Raw genomic sequence first — 19,121 nt, forward strand, 5'->3', positions numbered from 1 at the left:
TAATGGCTAAGTCGCTAAACACTTGAGGGCGACCTTTCTTTGGCTGCTTGACCTTGGCTTTCCACTTAGCAATTGCATCCTCATCAATCCAGAAGGTAAGTGAACCGCGGTTGATTAAGGCTTGGTTGTATTGCTTCCAGTTGGTTGTTTTATAGCGAGGTTTTGACACGGTTGATGGGTAAGTTGATAGGCGATGCCGATCAGATCAGCGGCTACGGCTTTAGTTCAACCGATTTAGGAAACAAAGCCCGTTTATAATACAAAAGTATCTTGATTATCAAAATCTTATGGATTTGTTGCGGTTAGAATGGAGCGATATATATTCGACAGTTTTTAACTGCATTCAACACAGGGAAAATAGTTTAATAGGTCGCTTCATTTTAGATTCTGACAATATATTACCCGGTGACGTAATAAAAGAAGAAATGCTTAAACTCCATGACAATATATTGGAAGATGTTAAATCTTTTAAAGGGACTGACTTGGAAAAAATAAAATGGGGCGTGATTGCAGATTGGCTAATTAGATGCCCTTTGGATTTCTAAATGGATATTAATCAAATACTTAACCAGCCATTCACTTTCACTCGTAGAAGTCAGTTGATACCTAGTGATCTGCGGCCAGTTTGGAAGGCAGCTTTGGTTCTAATAATCTTTGGCTTGCTTGGGAAAAGTAAAAAATGCAGCCTTAAAAAGCTTCATATTGCAAATTGGATTACTAAAAGTGATGACCATGTTGAAGATTTTCTGTATTGGGCAAATGATACTAGAGGTGTAAGGCCTGATATTAGAATGGAACCTGCATTAGATAGAGCAGTTGAATTGATGGTTGGTGACAAGTTGCTTACTAAGTTAAAAGGTAAACTAGAAATTACCGAGCTAGGATTGGATGCTTTTGAAAAACTAAGGAATTCATCAGTATTCGAAATTGAAAAAAATAGATTGTTGGTTGTCAGGAAATTTATGACAGAAACTAATGTTGAGCTAGTTTTTAAGGTAGTGTAGTAATGACGTTATCTATATCAAGGTTGAAAATAATAGCAAAAACTATAGATGGTGATTATGGTGTCGATATTCCATTTGAAAAAGGGCTCTTTATTCTAAGGCTCGATAATTCGCACGGGAAATCTACTTGTATTAACGCTATAGCATACGCCTTAGGTATGGAAAAAGCTCTTGGTTTGGGAAGCTCAAAGTTACCATTTCCACCTTCGCTGACGAAAGCTCTAGAAGGAAAAGATGGAACTGAGTATTCAATAATTAAATCATCTGTAATGCTAGAGATTGGCAACAAGGCAGGTAATATTTGTACTTTGTCTCGTCAAATTGTTGGCTCAGATGAGGAGGGTATAATATATCAATATGATTCAAGGATCGATAATTTAAATTTAAAAAATCATAGAAAATTGTTTTTGCACAGGGAAGGTGATACAACTCGTCCTTTAGGTTTTTTTAAATGGCTTGATTCTTTTGTTGGATGGAATTTACCGCTTGTGCCTAATTTTGATGGCAAAGAGGTGCCATTATATCCATCTATATTTTTTCCTACTTGGTTTGTGGAACAGAAAAAGGGATGGTCATCGATACAATCAACAACGCCCACATTTATGAAAATAAAAGAAGCAAAAAAGCGAGCTTTGGAGTTTATTTTAAATTTGGATGTTAATGATACTGTTAAGAAAAGAGCTAAACTTAAAGTAGATATTGATTCAGAATTACAAACATGGAAAGCCGTACATAAGAAGTCAGAGATATTAGCTGCTAGAGTTTTCGGCCAAATCCGAGGGGTTGCAGATACGCCTGAGGCTAAGTTTGACCAATATAAAATTGATATATCTATCAAAAAAGATGAAAGATGGTTGTCAATTCAAGATATAGCAGAAGACACTGAGAAGCAATTGTTAGAATTTCAAATTAAAAGAAAAATTGAATCTGAAAACTCTCAGTTTGATAATGATATACAGTATAAAATAGATAGTTTTGAATCAGAAATTAGAAATCTCGATTCAAGATATGTGTCGCTAGACAGCGAAATATCATTTATTAATCAGCAGGTCTATTCAACGAATATTAGAGTTGATAATTTGCTAAGTGATCAACGAAAATATGAAGATCTTAAAAAGATCGGTGAGCTAAAAATATTTGCGAATACTAAACTGAACCATGAAAACTGTCCGACTTGCGGACAGGACTATACTGATAATCTAATTGATATGGATTCTGGATCTTCAGTGATGAGCGTTGATGAGAGTTTGGATTTTATTAAGCAACAAGTTCAAGCGTTTAAGAGTGTGGCCGAAAACTATAAATTTCAGAAGAAGAAGAAAACAGTCGAATTAGGAAATATAAAATTAGCTTTGGTAGATGCTAGAAAATCTTTAAGAAAAATTAGAGAATCTATTCATCATCCAGAAATGATCTTGAAGGAAGAAGAGCTTCGCCAAAAAATAAAGCTTGAAAATTCCGTTGAATCATATAGTGAAACCATAAGATCTCTTGTAGATATCAGGCTGGAATTTGACTCAATATTTAGGAAATACTCCAGTTTAACTAAGCAAAGACGAAACCTACCAGAAAGTATATTGTCTCCTTTAGACATGAAGAAGATTTCTATACTTGAACTTCACTTAAGGAAACTATTGGTAGATTATGGTTTCTCAAGTTTTAGTCCAGATAAATTAGAAATATCTAGGGAAACATACCTTCCCACGAGAGAGGGGTTTGATATAGGTTTTGACACATCAGCTAGTGATGGAATTCGTCTTATTTGGAGTTATTTACTGAGCTTATTTAAATTATCAAATGATATTGAAACTAATCATCCTAAATTGGTTGTTTTTGATGAACCTCGACAGCAAGAAGCTAATAAATTTAGTTTTACTACGCTTCTTAAATCAGCATCGGAAATTTGTATAGGAGGGGGACAAGTGATTCTTGCTACATCTGAAGAATCATCGGTGATCAAGGAATCACTACAAGGTGTTGCTTATACTATGTTCTCATCTGAAAAGTCGGAAGGAAAAATTATAAGAAAGCTTCATGGTTAAATAGAGGGGGAGGTTGTATTTAATAGGTCGTGCTCCCTTTTTCGTCAATTCTATTGGCTTAATAAATATGATCCAAATTGAACTTCTGCTATTAGCTCAACATATAAGATCAACGGCTTGTTACATTTATACTATCGCCAGCACTGCTTTTAGCGCTGCAATTTCCGATTCTGTTAATGGCCGCATTTGACCTTCTTGTAACTCACCAGATGCTAATTCGCGTAAATTCAGTGTCATTATGGCGACGCGCTCAAGATCGATAACGTGATATCCGAGCGCCTTGGACATCCTACGAATTTGTCGATTTAATCCCTGAGTCAGCACGATTTCAAAGCTGTCCGAACTGAGGCGGCGGACTTGGCAGGGCAGGGTTTGCAGGTCTTTATAACGCACTCCACTGGCCATTTGTTCAATAAAATCATCTGCGAATGGCCTATCGAGGCGCACATGGTAGGTTTTGCTGTGGGCAAAACAGGGGTGCATCAGTTTATGGGTCAGCTCACCATCGTTAGTTAACAGCAACAGGCCGCGGGAATCTTTATCGAGTCTGCCGACGGGGTAGAGTCTTGGCGCTTTGGGAAGCAGGTGTATGAGGCTCGTTTCATCCTGCTCAAGCAGACGGCAATCCGTGCCCACAGCTTTGTTAAATACCCAATAGGCGAGCGTTTCGGTTTGAGTGATAGGTTTGCCATCAAACTCAATACGGTCGAGGCAGTTTAATGACTCGTCTAAACAGATGGGATCTGTGTGGCGGGCGATACCGCCATTGAGTGTGATGCGCCCAGCCTCAATCAAACGGCAGGCTTCACGGCGTGAGCCTATGCCACACTGGGCGAGGTATTTTGCTAAGCGCATGGATTACCCTAAAGTATTTGGCGTTCTTGGGCGCGATGATACAGTATTTTTGATAGGCGCCGCATTGCAAAGGCTAGGCTTAAACACCAAATAATACTCAAGTTAGTTTGGAGCCACATATTGGCTGAAACAGTACAAAAGTGTGTTTGGGGCACACAGGGAGGGAAATCCAATATTGTCCAATCTAATTGCAGGGTTAAACTCACTGCACTACAAAAGCTGATCAGGCTCAAATAGAACAGTGGCTTTGGGCAAATAAACCGAGGCACTATCCCCGCTATAATCACAAGGCTGTGTAAGATGAGGGTGCTTAATAGATAACTCGTTGAAACTATTCTGTGTATGCTCAAAAAATTAATGGGGAATATTCCCATCAAAATCACAGAGACTCCTACCCAAGCACCTGTAAGTGCTATGCATTGGCTAAACGTATCTAGTTTTAGTATGTAGAGCCCGGTCATTGAAATGAGTATGCAGAGCCCTGCAGCCAATAAGCTTAAATTAAACACATAAGCGAGGGGGGAGTTGATATAGTTACCTAAAAAATCAGCTCGTATTTGTAAGACTTGAACTCCAATGTTTTGATATTCAGCATAAATAGCAATTAAAACTCCAGAAGCACTAATAAAGGCTGCGCCTACAATCAACCATGTAATAAGACGATGTAGATCGTAATAACTTGGTTCTTGGTGATAAAGAGGATTCATGGAGACTAAAAATATGCTGATGGGATATGACCACATTGAATGCGGTAACTTGCCTGAATTGTTTAATGAAGGCAAGCGAGTTGATGCTTTTTCGTCAAAAGAGGGCTTTAAAATGACAAGGAACGCCTAGTGCGTCCCTTGTCATAAACGTTAGATTTTACTCATGCGACTCAAATATCATTTAGTGTCGTTTGCGGAAAATTACAATCGCAACAGCCACTACGGCTAAAATCATACAGTACCAAGCGTGTGATACCGCTGCTAATGGCGTGATGCTAAAGGTCGAAGCAATCAAGAGTGCCTGTGCACCATACGGGATTAAACCTTGGATAATACAGGCGAAAATATCGAGTATGCTGGCGGCACGTTTCGGACTCACGCCATGTTTCTCTGCTAAGTCTTTTGCAATATCACCCGTCACCACGATAGAAACCGTGTTGTTAGCCACACAAGAGTTAGTCACTGCGACTATACCTGCCATGCCTAGCTCAGCAGCGCGGCATGAAGCTTCACCTTGCGCCTTGGAGAAACGAGTGATCAGCTTTTCAATCTGTTTACTCACAAAGGCGAGACCACCTTGCTGCTGCATGAGTGCGGCTAAACCACCCACTAGCATAGACAGAATGAAAATCTCCTGCATATTGCTAAAGCCAGCATAAATATCTTTACCGAATTGGATCACACCGTAATCCATAGTAAACAGGCCGGTTGCGCCCGCTAATAAGATACCTAAGGTCAAGACCACAAATACGTTCAGACCTGCCACGGCTAAGATCAAAATGGTCAGATAAGGAATGACCTTAATAAGATCGATATTCTGCGTTGCTAATTCTGCTTGGCCTTGTCCGGCAAATACAAAGGCGATTAAAGTTAGCAGTGATGCGGGGATAGCGAAAATTAAATTTTCACGAAATTTATCTTTCATATCACAGCCTTGGGTGCGCGTAGCTGCAATTGTGGTATCGGAAATAATCGACAAGTTGTCACCAAATAGGGCGCCAGACATCACGGCTCCCGCCATCAGTGCATAGTCGATTTGCGCTTGGTCGGCTACGCCTAGGGCGATGGGAGCGACAGCCGCTATTGTCCCCATAGAGGTTCCCATGGCCGTTGCGATAAAAGCGGCAATCACGAAGAAACCAGGTAGTAACAGGTTAGATGGGATTAACGATAAACCAAGAGCAACAGTAGCATCGACGCCGCCAGTGGCTTTAGCGACTGCAGCGAAGGCGCCTGCAAGTAAGTAAATTAAACACATTGCAATAATATTGCTGTGACCAATACCGCCAATAAAGGTATCAATCGATTGATTTAATTTCTGTTTTGATAAAATCAACGCCAGAATGATTGCAGGTAAAATAGCGATAACGCTGGGTAATTGATAGAAGGCAAAGTCGACACCTTGGCTTTGGAAATACACACCCGCGCCAATGAAAAGACCAAGGAAAACAAATAATGGCAACAGGGCAATAAAAGATGCCGGGCTGTGCTGTGTTGCTGTTGGATTGCTCAAATGTTATCTCTCTTTCGCTTAGGGTTTTTCCGCAGGATCCTTGGCAGTCAAACTCGCTTAAATTCAGTGTTGCCTCGGCATCGTATCCTAGCAACTTGAGGCAAAGCATATTTGATCCCTGACAACCTGTCAATTTAGACGTCTAGATGTTTTTACTTCCGTTGTGATCGCTAGGTTATTAATAGGTTGTATAAGATGAAGCTTAGTCTGTATTTTAATTATTAATCAATGCTTTAATCGTTTGTTTTCAGGTTGAGTTAGAGGGTTTATATCTGATTTAGCGTGTATTTCAACTGAACGGAGTTGCATGAAATTTAATCGGATAACTGGTGTGATGGAGTAAGCCGGCTATTTATCGCTCCATTTAGTGTGAGTTGTTGGTGGGTAAGCCAGCATAAATAACGTAAATGATGAGTGGCATTGATCAATAGGGCTCATTTAGGGACGTATTGACTTAGTTCGCTTGTGCAGCGTTGTGATAGCAATGATAAGTCAAATAACTTTAATAAAACCTTAATAAGCAATCTATTGTTTTTAAATGTAAAACAGTTTCAAGCATCTAAAATCCCCATAAAAACTAATGGCAACAATTTGTATTGAAGTAGAGACTTTAATAGAATCCGCACAAATTATGTTAATTACTCTTAGTGCTTTGTTTAAATTTAACTGGATGAAGCGTTTATTGCTGATCCCTCAGATCTTCCTACTACAGTGGGTATTATCATGATACGTCGCGCTAAGCCATTACTCGGAACGCTGGTGGAAATCGCTGCCGAGTCACTGCCAAATCAAAGCGGTGAGGTACTACTTAAAGATAAAGCATTGGAAGCGGCTATTAGCGCGGCTTTTTCGCGTGTGACCCATATTGGGCGGTTGCTGAGCTTCCATCAACAGGACAGCGAGTTAAATCAGTTAAATCGGCAGCCGGGAATTTGGGTAACGTTAAGCCAAGATAGTTTACGAGTGCTCAAGTTGGCTAAGGGGCTGGGTAAGGCGAGCAACAACTTATTCAATTGTACCGTTGGCGGCGAAATGATGTCTCGCGGCGCTTTGCCTGCTTACCTTGGTATGCCATTATTATTGCAAGGTGACTGGCAAGATATTGAAATAAAAGGTAATCAAGCGCGATTAGCTAGACCGCTAATGTTAACCTTAGATGGTATTGCTAAAGGTTATGCGGTTGATATGGCAGTGAGTGAGCTGCGTCGCGCTGGCGTGAGCGGAGGTTGGGTCAATGCGGGTGGCGATTTAAAAGTTTTTGGCAGTGCATCTTTAAATGTAGTGTGCCGCGGTCCATTAGGAGCGAGCCAAAAGCTCTGCGTTAGCAATATGGCGCTCGCCAGCTCACGGGTCTCACAAACCTTAAGTCATGATTATCCTGCACTATTACTGCCAACTGGCAATGTTGCCGATACGAACGTCGATGCTGAAAGCGAGCGTATTGTTAGTGTGAGAGCTTCTTTTGCTTGGCGCGCCGATGCGTTAACGAAAGTCGCAGGCTATCTTAATCCCGACTTGGCCGCTGAAAAAATTGCTCACTTGGGTGGTCAATTAGTCAGTTTTGATTGATGTATCTTTTGGTTGTTTTACAGCTTTTGCAGATGATTGAATTAGAAATTCAATCATTACTGTGAGTTAACATTAAGCAGTTAGTACTGTTATTCGCACTTTAACGGGTGAATCGATACAACTTGGGTTCAGTATCGTTACCGTTATTTGCAACTTGCATACGGTTGTGGGCTTTTATTGTCTTCAAGCTTTTCTTGGTATTATTTCCATTAAAAAGAGTGCCTACATTGGGCACTCTTTTCGTTTCAATAGCTTATCGCTCACCATGTGTCGTTAGTCATTTATCTTAAGCGACTTTAAATCGCGCAACTTCTTTTTGTAGGTTGCTGCAAATGGCTTTAGTGTTGACGACTATTTGCTGCGTTTCTTGGATCACTAAGTTGCAGTATCTTGTTTTATCGGATAATTCGGTCAAGTTACGATTAATTTCTTCGGTCACATGGGTTTGCTCTTCGGTCGCAGTCGCCGTTTGAGTGGACATCTCACTGACCTTAGAGGTGGAGTTTAGAATTTCATCTAGTGCATCTTGGGTTTGGCTGGCGAGGGTGACAGTTGATGTGGTCAGGCTAGCTCCCGATTCAATGCTTTTAACCGCATCATTTACTCCGCGTTGCAACTCTTCAATCATGCGCTGAATATCTTGGGTTGAGGTTTCGGTACGACTCGCCAGTGTACGTACTTCATCGGCAACTACGGCAAAGCCGCGGCCCTGTTCGCCAGCGCGCGCCGCTTCAATGGCCGCGTTAAGGGCAAGGAGGTTAGTTTGCTCAGCGATTGAGCGAATCACATCAAGCACTGAGGCAATATTGGCAGAATTGACTGAAAGTTTTTCAATAACAGTCACGGCATTTTTAACCGACTCAGACAGTTGTTGAATATGATTAACGGACTGGGCGAGGATATTCTTACCCTCTACTGTTTGGTCATTCACCTTAGTGATTTCGGTGGCTGTATGAAGAGCGTTACTGGCGACTTCTCTTACGGCTGCACTCATTTCATTTACTGCTGTGACAATGGTATCGACAAACTGCTCTTGTTCATGGCTGATGTTGATTGTGGTGGCTGACTTAGTTGCAAGACTTTCAACGGTTTGGCTCACATCCTTAGTTTGACCAATAATCGAGATGACCATTTGCTGTAGCTGCTCTACAAATAAGTTAAATGCATGGGCGAGCTCGCCGATTTCATCCTGACGTGTGATAGGGATCCTTTGGGTTAAGTTACCGTCACCATCGACAATGTCATTGATCCTGCTAGTGATATCTTCAATTGCATTGACTATGATTTTAGGTCCGAAGTAGGCAATCAACAGCGCCACAATGGCGACTAAGCTCGCTATCGTTAAGGATATTTGGGTTTGGGTGGTTGCCTGTTCCGTTGCTTGTAAATCTAGCTCTTTTACTCTGTTATCGGCGGCTTCGCCCGCGGCATTGTAGATATCTCTTAATGCCTTAAATTCTTGCTTGGATTTGGTTTCGTGGAGTTGTTTCGCGCGTTCAAAATCATTACTTTTAACGGCATTAATGACCTCTGATGAGGCTTGATACCAGAGCGAAAACTGCGCCTCAAAGCCACTGGTTGATTGCAGTACTTGCAGGTGATCTGTAAGGATTTTTTTAAATTCGCCCATTCTGTCACGGGCTTGATCGACATTCTCTTGCCAGTTATCAATCTCACTCTTGCGATTATCGGCAGATAATTCTTCCCTGAGTAACACTTCTTCACTTAGCTGCGCTTGATAAAGGTCGCGATCTGCATTGAGAATTGCCGAAATTGCGGGATTAAATAACTGACTAAATTCCTGCATCTGTTTCACTGTAGCACGGCTTTGCATAGCGTCGGTGACCGCCATGACAATGAGGGCTGTCGCCATAATGGCAAACATCAGTGAAAACTTAACGCGAATACTATTAAACATAGGACGATCTCCATTAATAACTTAATAAATAGCTTAGCCGTTATTTATAGAATTGCCTTTGCGTGCAGCAGATTGCGATGGGATTTTGTACGTATTGAAATAAGCGAAATCGCCTTGGTCACTATTACCAAGGCGTTGACGCATTACTTTGGATTATTCAGGACAAGCTAGGGTAGGGATGACTTTAGGCTTAGGTTTTATCTGCACTAGCATGACGCCAATAATGACCATAGAACCGCCAATATAATGATAAATGGCTAAGGTTTCATCTAGGATGATGGCCGCCAGTATCGCCGCAATAATAGGCATTAAATTAAAGAATACGCTGGTGCGATCGGCGCCGAGTTTGCTTATGCCATTGATCCAAGCCCACGGCGCTAAAAGTGAGGCAGCGATAGCAGCGTAAAGTATCAGTGGTGCCGATTGGGCACTGATCGCTATGCTGGGACTCGTAAACAGCAGTGGCGTTAGCATGAATACGGCTATGAGTCCTTGAATATAAACCGATTCCCAAGTCGGTAGTGGCAGTTGCCAGCGTTTCAGTAATACACCATAGAGTGCATATACAAAGGCGCTAAAGAGCAACAGTAAATCACCTTGAGTCACGCCGATGGCAAGGTTCATCATATCGCCGTGACTGAGCATAAAAATCAATCCAAATAGCGAGATTAAGGTGCCACCAAAGGCTAACGGTGATAATTTTTGCTTGAGTAATGGCACGGCTAAAAACAGACTGATCATAGGCACGAGAGAGGTGATTAATGCCATATTTGTTGCCGTGGTGGTTGCCGCCGCAAAATAGGCCAGACTTTGGTTAAGCACCATACCTAACAAAGCCAAAGTAGCGAACTTAGGTAACAAAGGTAGTATCACTTGGCGTTTTTGCCAGACGCGACTTGCGACAAAGGGGGTTAACAATAACATAGCGAAAAACCAACGGTAAAATGCTATGGCTTCAGGATCGATAATCCCAAATGAGAGCTTGTTGACTATCGAATTGCCTGCCCAAATTAATACGGCCAACAGGGGGAACAAATACAGCATGGTCTTGCCTTTAGGTACTGGCTAAAGTGACTGACCATAGCTTATGGCTTATCACTTAAGCATCCAGATAATAGATTAGTGGCTATTATCCATGGTCGGTTATGATATAAATATCGCTTATCAGACAAGGTCAGTTCCTCTACGGACAAGCGTAATCTGGGTTAGCGATTTCGTTTGAGTTTTTGGACCACTATAGCTTTGAGGGCATCAAAATGCGCACGGTTTACCATCCGCTCACGGCAGAGCAAGAGCCTGCTGCAGATATCTTCTTCAACTATGAAGCTTTCCTGCCAAATACGGTAACGCCAAAACATCAACATGTTTGGGGGCAACTGCAGTTAATCAGCGGTGGAATTATGGAGTTACATGCTGCAGGGCAACGGTTTTTATCGCCGTCACAATATGCGATTTGGGTTCCTGCGGGGATAGAACATGAAAGTTATACTCGGCGCAGTATTCATTATTGCTCGATGAATATAGTTGCCGACCGGGCTGCGGCTTTTCCCATAGAGACCTGTCTTTTAGCCGTGACATCCATTGCCCAATCGATCGTTAACGATCTGCGGGAACGGCAAGTCACTGTGGCAGAAACTGCGGCGGATAAGCGACTGGTTGAGGTTTTGCTCGATCAGCTGACCTTGGGTAAAGCTCTACCGCAATTTCTGCCCACCGTTTCAGATAAACTGTTACAGCCGTTGTTGCTGGCACTTGAAGCCGACCCTGCGAGTTCGAAAACCTTTAAATCTTGGGCGAGTGAATTACATACCACAGAGCGTACCTTAGCTCGTCGCTGCCAAGAGGTTCTGGGGATGAGTTTTACTGAGCTAAGACAAAGGCATAAGTTTATCTATTCATTACATCTATTACGTCAGGGACTTGCGATCAAAGAAGTGGCATTGACGCTCGGCTATAACCAAACTTCGCCTTATATCGTGATGTTTAAAAAATATGCTCAGTGCTCACCTGAGCAGTATCGCCGCCGATTGTGATTGAGTGGCTGATGGAGCAAGGCTTAATAAAGGCGAGATAATGAGATCCTATGCGAAAGTTGCGCTAGATGATGCACTAAAAATATTGGGGGAAACTGTGAAATAAGATAGGGTGCTAAAGTATTAACACCCTATTTTCGGCCTATTTAAAGAGAGGATTTAAGGTTTTTTACAGAGTTAGATAAGTTAGTCGGAAGCCTTTTGGCGGTTCCGTTTATCTTGACGCTTCTCTTTTAAGGTTTTCATTGGCGGTTTTTTGTTTTTTTCTTTACTCATAGATATAAACTCCAAAGTGAAGGTTACTATCCGAACCCGCGCCGCAAATCGGTTTCGATAGTTGGGCTCAATTTTTTATTTCAGGCTTTAATTGAGACGGTTTATTTATAAAGAGTATAAAAATAAATTTAACGATTGAGGCGCCGTGCTAAACCTCTTAACCCCTTTGCTGTTTACTCTAAAGCGCTGCCATGACTTATACGTAAATAGTTGCAAAGAGTCGTTAATTGTAGTGTTAAACTTATCTAAAGTGTCTCTTTAATAAATATCGCGGCCAGTTAATGACTTCAAAATAACATTCCCTCTTATTATATTTTGTTGAAAATGCCGCTATAAGCCGCCGCTAATAGCGAGTTCAAAGCATGTTGCCACTGAATTGAACATGCTTTATTTTAAAATGCTTACAGCCTAATAATCATATCTTTAAAATTTTATGAAATGTTGTCAAGTAGCAATACTCAATAGCTATTTATTACAAAAAGTATGCCCAAATGATTTTTTCTATACAGACTTTTTAGGTTGTTTTTTCGTTAAACTGACATCTTTAATCATAAACAGAACTGGTTTGCCTAAAATGCTCACCTCTGCCAGTTCGCCCTTTGATAACCCAAGTAAGCTGACGCCTAAATCTGATATGACAGAGAAACGTCCTGCACTGGGTTTATGCCTTGGGGGATACACGAGTTCAATTTGGTACTCTTGTTGATCCTGCAGATTAACTAAGTGAATTTCTCGTCCCACAGTCACTTTATCACTCGTCGTATCATGTTTTAGCTGCTCAAGCTTACTAATCACGCCTGCCAAAGCTGTTGGGCGTAGAGAGGCATTAAAACTGTTTTGTAAATAATAGGTTTCAGTTTTTAGAATAAAATTCTGGAAAAGACCACTAAAAAAAGAATATGCCATTGCCGCCTCTGAAATAACAAAGTTAAAATATAAGCATAGAAATTAAAATGAGTATTACTCTGTGCTTATTTCACAAGAAGTTATAATTCTGCCGAGCGCGAGTGACGCTCGGCTTAGACTGGGAATTTGAGCGAGAGGCGGATTGAGCTTACTGAACTAGATGTGTTAGCTAACACATGGGAAAATAGTGATGAAAATGCAGTGCTAAACATAGTGTTACATCTCCAGTCAAAAGTTGATATTCGATTGATTATTTATTTTTTGTATATCGATTTAGTATATCGGTCTTGCCATTAACTAAATCTTGCCATTAACTAAATAAGTAATTGCTTGGCTGATACCATAGGTCAAGTAAAAATATAAAGCAAGCCTAACTAAGCTAATCTTGCTGAATATACTGATAACAGCAAAGCTAGATTTAACATAGTTTTAACTTTGCTATATTGAGGCTAGTCTTCGTCAATTTAATGCTAGCACTCGTAAAGTAAACTGAGCACTTGTTAATTTGGCTTAACTGAAAGCCAAATTAATTCAACCATTGAATGTTCTAGTGCATTGTCGCTAGATGCTATGGGCACTAACTGAATTAAGCCTTAATATAAGCTTCTAAAGTCAATATTTACTTAGGTTGTTAAGCCCGCACCTTTTAAAAGTATTTTGATACACATAGAGACGAGGAACAGACAGCTTACGCTTGTACACCAAATCAGCACTAACCAGCCGAGTCGATAGGCGAGGGATTTCGTTTGGGTCGTCATGTTGATCTCCTGCATATGTAAAGTCATCTAAGGTGAATCAGCGACCTAAGCCAAGTTAGCTTAGGTCGCGTTTTGGGAAGCCTCTTCTTTTATCTGAGTCATGGCTAGTGATAGCCTGCATCCTTGGTCACTTTGCCGCGGAACACGTAGTAGCTCCAAAAGGTATAAACCAAAATCAGCGGGATGATCATCAGGGCGCCGACGAGCATAAAGCTCAGGCTGCTGTCGGGGGCTGCTGCCTGCCAAAGGCTGATGTTGGGTGGAATAATGTGTGGCCAGATGCTGATCCCTAAGCCACTAAATCCTAAGAAAATCAGCCCTAGAGTGAGTAGGAATGGCTGATAGTTATCATCACGATTTAGGGATTTTATCAAGGCCCAACTGCAGGCTAATACCAGTATTGGCACAGGGGCAAAGTAAAACAAATTCGGTAAACTAAACCAGCGCAGGGCAATATTGGATTGCACAAAAGGCGTCCATAAACTGACTAAACCTATGGTCATCAACAGGCATAAGGTCAGTGCTCTGCCGAGTTGTTGCATGGTCGTTTTAAGCTCGCCTTGGCATTTTTTTACTAACCAAGTTGCGCCGAGCAGAGCATAGGCCAGCATAAGGCCAAATCCACAGAAAAGTGAGAAGGGCGTTAACCAATCGAAACTACCGCCGCTAAATTGTTGGTTACTCACCGAAATGCCGGAGATAAACGCCCCCAGCACTACGCCCTGTGAAAAGGTGGCCGTGATAGAACCGAACATAAACGCTTTATCCCAGAATGGTTTAGCTTCTGCGCCCGACTTAAATCTAAACTCAAATGCCACGCCGCGAAAAATCAATGCCAGCAGCATGATGAGCAGCGGTATGGTTAGTGCTTCGAGCACTATGGCATAGGCGAGGGGAAAGGCACCGAGCAGACTGGCGCCGCCAAGCACTAACCAAGTTTCGTTTCCATCCCAAACGGGGGCGACGGTATTGACCATAATATCCCTGTCGTCCTCGTCGTGAATGAAGGGAAACAGTATGCCGATGCCGAGATCAAAGCCATCCATCACGATATACATTAAGGTGGCAAAAATGATGATCCCGAACCAAATCAAGGGTAGATCGAATTCCATGGTGAGCCCTTAAATATGTTTAAGATTGAATAAGTAAAACTAGATTCATTTACTTTAAAATTAATGGCTTGTTGCCGCGCTATCTGGCCCTTTGCGGATGAGTCGCATCATATATCGATAACCAACGCCAAAGATGCCGCAGTAACTGACGATGAAAATCCCTAGGCTGATACTCAGGTGGGTAACGCTGTGGGAAGACACGGCATCCTGAGTGCGCATGAACCCTTGGATCACCCAAGGTTGACGGCCAAGTTCGGTAGTGAACCAGCCTGCCAGTGTGGCGAGCAATCCGGCGGGGCCGAGCACGAGTACAAATCGCAGAAAGTGTTTGTTGCTGTAGAGGCTGCCTTTGCGCCTGAGATAAGCACTCCACAGTCCAGCAAAAATCATCAATAAGCCTAAGCCAACCATGAGCCTAAAACTCCAGAACACTAACAACACATTGGGTCTGTCCTCGGCGGGATACTCAGTCAAGGCTGGCACTTGTTTGCTTAAATCATGCTTTAAGATCAGGCTCGCCAGCCCTGGGATTTCGAGACTGAAGTGGTTTTTCTCTGCGTCCATATCAGGAATCGCAAACAAGATAAGCGGTGTGGGTTTGTCACCCTCATTACGCCAATGGCCTTCCATCGCCGCGACTTTTACAGGTTGATATTCAAGGGTATTTAAGCCGTGAAAATCACCAATTACAGCTTGCAGCGGCGCGACAATTAACGCCATCCACATCGCCATAGACAACATCTTGCGGATCGCGGGCGTGTCGTTACCTTTGAGTAAGTGCCAAGCCGCCGATGCGCCCACAAAGAAAGCCGATGAAATAAAGGCCGCCACTGTCATATGGGCTAAACGATAGGGAAATGAAGGGTTAAACACTATCTGAAACCAATCCACTGGAATAACGCGATTGTTCACGATTTCAAAACCTTGGGGCGTCTGCATCCAGCTGTTTGAAGCTAAGATCCAGAAGGTCGAGATAATAGTGCCCGTGGCGACCATACAAGTGGCGAAGAAATGCAGGTTTTTACCTACCTTCTGCTGACCAAATAGCATGACCCCCAGAAAACCCGCTTCGAGGAAGAAGGCGGTGAGGACTTCATAGGTGAGTAGCGGCCCAGTTACGCTGCCCGCGAAGGCGGAAAAAGCACTCCAATGGGTACCAAATTGATAGGCCATCACTATGCCTGAGACCACGCCCATGCCAAAGTTTATGGCAAAAATCTTCGACCAAAATTGATAGAGTTGTTGGTAAACCTCATTCGCTGTTTTCAGCCATAAGCCTTCTAATACTGCTAGATAGGTGGCGAGGCCTATAGTGATGGCAGGGAAAATAATGTGAAAAGAGATGGTAAAAGCAAATTGGATCCTAGCGAGTACTGTGGCATCAAAATCAAACATAATTTCCTCGAGCGATAGGCATTTCTCGTTACAAAGGCATTGATCTAGTCGCGTGCACTGAGCCCTAAATTGGCTCGACGGTGAAAGCTTGTGTGCTATTAGACCATGGGATATGCTAGCTATAACAGACACAGAATATCTTGGCTTGGCTATAACAGATGACGAAGTACGAGCAGTTAGCGCAGGAATTAAAGACACGAATAGCCCAAGGTGTCTGGCAGGCGGGGGACAAGTTGCCGTCGCTGCGTCAAACTGTGGCCGATTCGGGCTTGAGTCTGATGACAGTACTCAATGCCTATCAGTTATTGGAAAGCCAAGGCGTGATCTCGGCGCAGGCTAAGTCTGGCTATTTAGTGGCGCCAAAGCCGGAATTAATCGCGCGGCAGGGAGAAGCCTTTCGTTATCCCGAGCGACAAAAGCCGATTTATCTTTCCGATAGCGTGGATATTAATGAGTTTGTATTCAATGTTCTGCAGGCTTCAAAGCAGGCGGATATAGTGCCCTTTGGCTCAGGATTTCCCGATCCTAGTTTATTCCCGCAACAAGCACTGGCGCGATCTTTGGTTAAGGTGACTCGGCACATGTCACCTTCTTTTGCCGCCGATAATTTACCGCCAGGCAATGCGGGATTGCGTAAGGCTATCTCCCAACGTTATGCCAAATTGGGCATGAGCATTTCGCCCGACGAAATCATCATTACCTCGGGTGCCATGGAGGCGCTCAACTTGAGCTTAGCGACGCTGACTCAAGCGGGTGATTGGGTTGTCATTGAATCACCGACCTTTTATGGCGCGATGCAAGCCATTGAACGGCTTAAACTCAGGGCGATTGCGGTCGCGACCGATCCACAACAGGGGATTGATCTCGAGGCGCTGGCAGAAGTGTTAAATACCTATCCAGTGAAAGCCTGCTGGTTGATGAGCCAACATCAAAATCCCTTAGGTTGCAGCTTATCGGATGCTAAAAAACAGGCGCTTTATCAGCTACTAAATGAGCATAAAGTCAGTTTGATTGAGGATGATGTTTATCAAGAACTCTATGTCGACTCCAGCGCGCCAAGGCCAGTAAAAGCCTTCGATACCGAAGGACGGGTGTTGCACTGCGGCTCATTTTCTAAGTCTTTGATTGCTGGTTATCGTGTCGGCTGGGTGGCGGCGGGATGCCATGCACCGCAGTTACAACGTTTACAAGTCATGTCGACGTTATCGACCAGTGCGCCGATGCAGCTCGCCATCGCCGATTTTATTCAGTCGGCGCAATATGAACGGCATTTGAAACAGTTACGTAAAAAGTTAGCCAGCCGTAAATTGGCCATGTATCAATTATTGTGCGCGCATCTGCCCGAATCTGTGGGGGTCAACTTTGCGCAGGGCGGCTATTTTCTCTGGTTAGCGCTGCCAGCACATATGGATGCTACACAAATTTATTATCAGGCGATTGAGCGTGGGATCAGTATTGCACCCGGAAATCTCTTTAGTAATCAGGTCGAATTCCGCCATTTTATGCGTTTGAATACCTCATACGAGTGCTCTCCAGAGATAGTCTCAGCGGTCGTGGTGCTGGCCGAACTTATCCGCAACAATTTGCGCCGAAGTTAAAGGCTGTGGTTAAAAAGTTTTAGACTTCTAGATGTCTATCTGTTAGCTTGTTGAACATGCACAAATCTTGTGCAATTCTCAATGTCGATTGAATACTGGGCTGCTACGGATAAGGAAGGGAAAATGAAATTAGAGTCACTGGCATTACACCACGGTTATGAGTCAGAAGCGACCACGAAGGCGGCCGCAGTACCTATCTATCAAACGACCTCTTATACCTTCGATGATACCCAGCATGGTGCTGATTTATTTGACTTAAAAGTCGCTGGCAATATTTATACTCGGATAATGAATCCTACTACTAGCGTGCTAGAGCAACGTCTGGCGGCCATTGAAGGTGGCATAGGTGCGCTGGCCGTAGCATCGGGTATGGCGGCGATTACCTATGCGATTCAAGCCTTGACTCAAGTTGGCGATAACATCGTCAGCACCAGTCAGCTCTATGGTGGCACTTATAATCTGTTTGCCCATACATTGCCGCGCCAAGGCGTTGAAGTGCGCATGGCGGCCTTCGATGATTTTGAAGGCCTCGATGAGCTGATCGATGACAAAACTAAGGCCTTGTTCTGCGAATCGATTGGTAATCCTGCCGGCAATATTGTCGATTTACAACGTTTAGCCGAGATTGCCCATAAGCATGGCGTGCCTTTAATTGTCGATAATACGGTCGCGACTCCAGTGTTATGTCGCCCCTTTGAGCATGGCGCCGATATCGTTATTCATTCTTTAACTAAATACATTGGTGGCCATGGCACAACGATTGGCGGCGTGATTATCGATTCAGGCAAGTTCGATTGGGTGGCGAATAAGGAAAGATTTGCCTTACTCAATCAAGCTGATCCTTCCTACCACGGCGTGGTTTACACAGAAGCCTTTGGTCCTGCTGCATTTATTGGTCGTTGCCGTGTAGTACCGCTGCGAAATACCGGCGCTGCACTGTCACCGCACAGTGCATTTTTACTGTTGCAAGGCCTTGAAACCTTAAGCCTTAGAATGGAGCGCCATTGCTCGAATGCCTTGGCATTAGCGGAATATCTGGTGTTGCATCCGGCGGTCAGTTGGGTGAACTACGGCGCCTTGCCGAGCAGCCCTTATCAGGATAATTGCCACAAGATCACTGGCGGAAAAGCTTCTGGGATCATCAGCTTTGGGATTAAAGCGGCCACAGCAGAAGAAGGTAAGCTTGCTGGCGGACGTTTTATCGATGCACTGCAGATGATCCTGCGTTTAGTGAACATTGGGGATGCGAAATCCTTGGCCTGCCACCCTGCGAGCACTACGCACAGACAGCTCGATGCCGATGAACTGGCAAGGGCTGGCGTGTCTGAGGATCTTATCCGTATCTCGGTTGGGATTGAGCATATCGACGACATCATTAATGATGTGGCGCAGGCGCTCGATAAGGCACTGGCGAGCAAATAGCTCGTATCGAATA

Annotated in this window: 17 protein-coding genes; 7 read left to right on the top strand and 10 right to left on the bottom strand. The window is 43.3% G+C overall.

What is annotated here, in order from left to right; translation table 11 throughout:
- The coding region (locus tag L5M28_RS08735) for a transposase (protein ID WP_263203170.1) at positions 1 to 169 on the bottom strand (169 nt) is incomplete at its 3' end.
- A 376-nt stretch (positions 170 to 545) separates the two neighbouring features.
- Between L5M28_RS08735 and L5M28_RS08740 the strand changes: the two genes are divergently transcribed.
- On the top strand, positions 546 to 1,004 hold the full coding sequence (locus L5M28_RS08740) for a hypothetical protein (protein WP_263203109.1): 459 nt from the start codon (positions 546 to 548) through the stop codon (positions 1,002 to 1,004).
- Between the two features lie 2 nt (positions 1,005 to 1,006).
- A complete protein-coding gene (locus L5M28_RS08745) occupies positions 1,007 to 3,046 on the top strand; it encodes a hypothetical protein (RefSeq protein WP_263203111.1) in 2,040 nt (679 codons plus the stop codon).
- 126 nt (positions 3,047 to 3,172) lie between these two features.
- Here the strand turns inward: L5M28_RS08745 and L5M28_RS08750 are convergent, their stop codons facing one another.
- Together L5M28_RS08750 and L5M28_RS08755 are read right to left on the bottom strand one after the other, a co-directional pair.
- Positions 3,173 to 3,901, bottom strand: coding sequence for a 23S rRNA pseudouridine(2604) synthase RluF (locus L5M28_RS08750; RefSeq protein ID WP_263203113.1), 729 nt, complete (start codon positions 3,899 to 3,901; stop codon positions 3,173 to 3,175).
- Between the two features lie 8 nt (positions 3,902 to 3,909).
- Complete coding sequence (locus L5M28_RS08755) at positions 3,910 to 4,608, bottom strand: hypothetical protein (protein WP_263203114.1); 699 nt, start codon at positions 4,606 to 4,608, stop codon at positions 3,910 to 3,912.
- Here L5M28_RS08755 and L5M28_RS08760 point away from each other — a divergent pair.
- Entirely contained in the window at positions 4,607 to 4,738 is a 132-nt protein-coding gene (locus tag L5M28_RS08760) for a hypothetical protein (protein ID WP_263203116.1), read from the top strand. The genes L5M28_RS08755 and L5M28_RS08760 overlap by 2 nt on opposite strands.
- A gap of 51 nt (positions 4,739 to 4,789) precedes the next feature.
- On the opposite strand, the gene L5M28_RS08765 is transcribed toward L5M28_RS08760, so the two are convergent.
- Complete coding sequence (locus L5M28_RS08765; RefSeq protein WP_113939862.1) at positions 4,790 to 6,121, bottom strand: Na+/H+ antiporter NhaC family protein; 1,332 nt, start codon at positions 6,119 to 6,121, stop codon at positions 4,790 to 4,792.
- A gap of 723 nt (positions 6,122 to 6,844) precedes the next feature.
- On the opposite strand from L5M28_RS08765, the gene L5M28_RS08770 reads away from it, so the two are divergent.
- Positions 6,845 to 7,690 carry an FAD:protein FMN transferase gene (locus L5M28_RS08770; protein ID WP_263203119.1) on the top strand — a complete coding sequence of 282 codons (846 nt, stop codon included), beginning with the start codon at positions 6,845 to 6,847 and terminating at the stop codon, positions 7,688 to 7,690.
- A gap of 286 nt (positions 7,691 to 7,976) precedes the next feature.
- On the opposite strand, the gene L5M28_RS08775 is transcribed toward L5M28_RS08770, so the two are convergent.
- Entirely contained in the window at positions 7,977 to 9,608 is a 1,632-nt protein-coding gene (locus L5M28_RS08775) for a methyl-accepting chemotaxis protein (RefSeq protein ID WP_113939864.1), read from the bottom strand.
- Between the two features lie 153 nt (positions 9,609 to 9,761).
- A complete protein-coding gene (locus L5M28_RS08780) occupies positions 9,762 to 10,652 on the bottom strand; it encodes a DMT family transporter (protein ID WP_113939865.1) in 891 nt (296 codons plus the stop codon).
- Between the two features lie 212 nt (positions 10,653 to 10,864).
- Between L5M28_RS08780 and L5M28_RS08785 the strand changes: the two genes are divergently transcribed.
- Positions 10,865 to 11,641, top strand: a complete 777-nt coding sequence (locus tag L5M28_RS08785; protein ID WP_263195859.1) for an AraC family transcriptional regulator — start codon at positions 10,865 to 10,867, stop codon at positions 11,639 to 11,641.
- Positions 11,642 to 12,418: 777 nt separating this feature from the next.
- Here the strand turns inward: L5M28_RS08785 and L5M28_RS08790 are convergent.
- From L5M28_RS08790 to L5M28_RS08805, 4 genes are all read right to left on the bottom strand, one after another.
- Positions 12,419 to 12,823, bottom strand: a complete 405-nt coding sequence (locus L5M28_RS08790; RefSeq protein ID WP_028759523.1) for a GreA/GreB family elongation factor — start codon at positions 12,821 to 12,823, stop codon at positions 12,419 to 12,421.
- Positions 12,824 to 13,446: 623 nt separating this feature from the next.
- Positions 13,447 to 13,581 (bottom strand): DUF2474 domain-containing protein, encoded by a 135-nt coding sequence (locus L5M28_RS08795; RefSeq protein ID WP_105250029.1) that lies wholly within the window; start codon positions 13,579 to 13,581, stop codon positions 13,447 to 13,449.
- A 104-nt stretch (positions 13,582 to 13,685) separates the two neighbouring features.
- On the bottom strand, positions 13,686 to 14,693 hold the full coding sequence (cydB, locus tag L5M28_RS08800) for a cytochrome d ubiquinol oxidase subunit II (protein ID WP_263195858.1): 1,008 nt from the start codon (positions 14,691 to 14,693) through the stop codon (positions 13,686 to 13,688).
- 60 nt (positions 14,694 to 14,753) lie between these two features.
- Positions 14,754 to 16,088: a cytochrome ubiquinol oxidase subunit I gene (locus L5M28_RS08805; RefSeq protein ID WP_263195857.1), complete on the bottom strand. Its 1,335-nt coding sequence runs from the start codon at positions 16,086 to 16,088 to the stop codon at positions 14,754 to 14,756.
- Between the two features lie 158 nt (positions 16,089 to 16,246).
- Between L5M28_RS08805 and L5M28_RS08810 the strand changes: the two genes are divergently transcribed.
- Together L5M28_RS08810 and L5M28_RS08815 are read left to right on the top strand one after the other, a co-directional pair.
- Complete coding sequence (locus L5M28_RS08810) at positions 16,247 to 17,686, top strand: PLP-dependent aminotransferase family protein (RefSeq protein WP_263195856.1); 1,440 nt, start codon at positions 16,247 to 16,249, stop codon at positions 17,684 to 17,686.
- Between the two features lie 123 nt (positions 17,687 to 17,809).
- Positions 17,810 to 19,108: an O-acetylhomoserine aminocarboxypropyltransferase/cysteine synthase family protein gene (locus L5M28_RS08815; RefSeq protein ID WP_131523875.1), complete on the top strand. Its 1,299-nt coding sequence runs from the start codon at positions 17,810 to 17,812 to the stop codon at positions 19,106 to 19,108.
- Positions 19,109 to 19,121: the final 13 nt, after the last annotated feature.

The organism is Shewanella sp. SW32 (assembly GCF_025653365.1).
Lineage (GTDB): Bacteria > Pseudomonadota > Gammaproteobacteria > Enterobacterales > Shewanellaceae > Shewanella > Shewanella oncorhynchi.

Coding starts and splice junctions, on each gene's coding strand:
- L5M28_RS08740 (WP_263203109.1), top strand. CDS start 546: ATGGATATTAATCAAATACTTAACCAGCCATTCACTTTCACTCGTAGA.
- L5M28_RS08745 (WP_263203111.1), top strand. CDS start 1,007: ATGACGTTATCTATATCAAGGTTGAAAATAATAGCAAAAACTATAGAT.
- L5M28_RS08750 (WP_263203113.1), bottom strand. CDS start 3,901: ATGCGCTTAGCAAAATACCTCGCCCAGTGTGGCATAGGCTCACGCCGT.
- L5M28_RS08760 (WP_263203116.1), top strand. CDS start 4,607: ATGGAGACTAAAAATATGCTGATGGGATATGACCACATTGAATGCGGT.
- L5M28_RS08755 (WP_263203114.1), bottom strand. CDS start 4,608: ATGAATCCTCTTTATCACCAAGAACCAAGTTATTACGATCTACATCGT.
- L5M28_RS08770 (WP_263203119.1), top strand. CDS start 6,845: ATGATACGTCGCGCTAAGCCATTACTCGGAACGCTGGTGGAAATCGCT.
- L5M28_RS08775 (WP_113939864.1), bottom strand. CDS start 9,608: ATGTTTAATAGTATTCGCGTTAAGTTTTCACTGATGTTTGCCATTATG.
- L5M28_RS08780 (WP_113939865.1), bottom strand. CDS start 10,652: ATGCTGTATTTGTTCCCCCTGTTGGCCGTATTAATTTGGGCAGGCAAT.
- L5M28_RS08785 (WP_263195859.1), top strand. CDS start 10,865: ATGCGCACGGTTTACCATCCGCTCACGGCAGAGCAAGAGCCTGCTGCA.
- L5M28_RS08790 (WP_028759523.1), bottom strand. CDS start 12,823: ATGGCATATTCTTTTTTTAGTGGTCTTTTCCAGAATTTTATTCTAAAA.
- L5M28_RS08795 (WP_105250029.1), bottom strand. CDS start 13,581: ATGACGACCCAAACGAAATCCCTCGCCTATCGACTCGGCTGGTTAGTG.
- cydB (WP_263195858.1), bottom strand. CDS start 14,693: ATGGAATTCGATCTACCCTTGATTTGGTTCGGGATCATCATTTTTGCC.
- L5M28_RS08805 (WP_263195857.1), bottom strand. CDS start 16,088: ATGTTTGATTTTGATGCCACAGTACTCGCTAGGATCCAATTTGCTTTT.
- L5M28_RS08810 (WP_263195856.1), top strand. CDS start 16,247: ATGACGAAGTACGAGCAGTTAGCGCAGGAATTAAAGACACGAATAGCC.
- L5M28_RS08815 (WP_131523875.1), top strand. CDS start 17,810: ATGAAATTAGAGTCACTGGCATTACACCACGGTTATGAGTCAGAAGCG.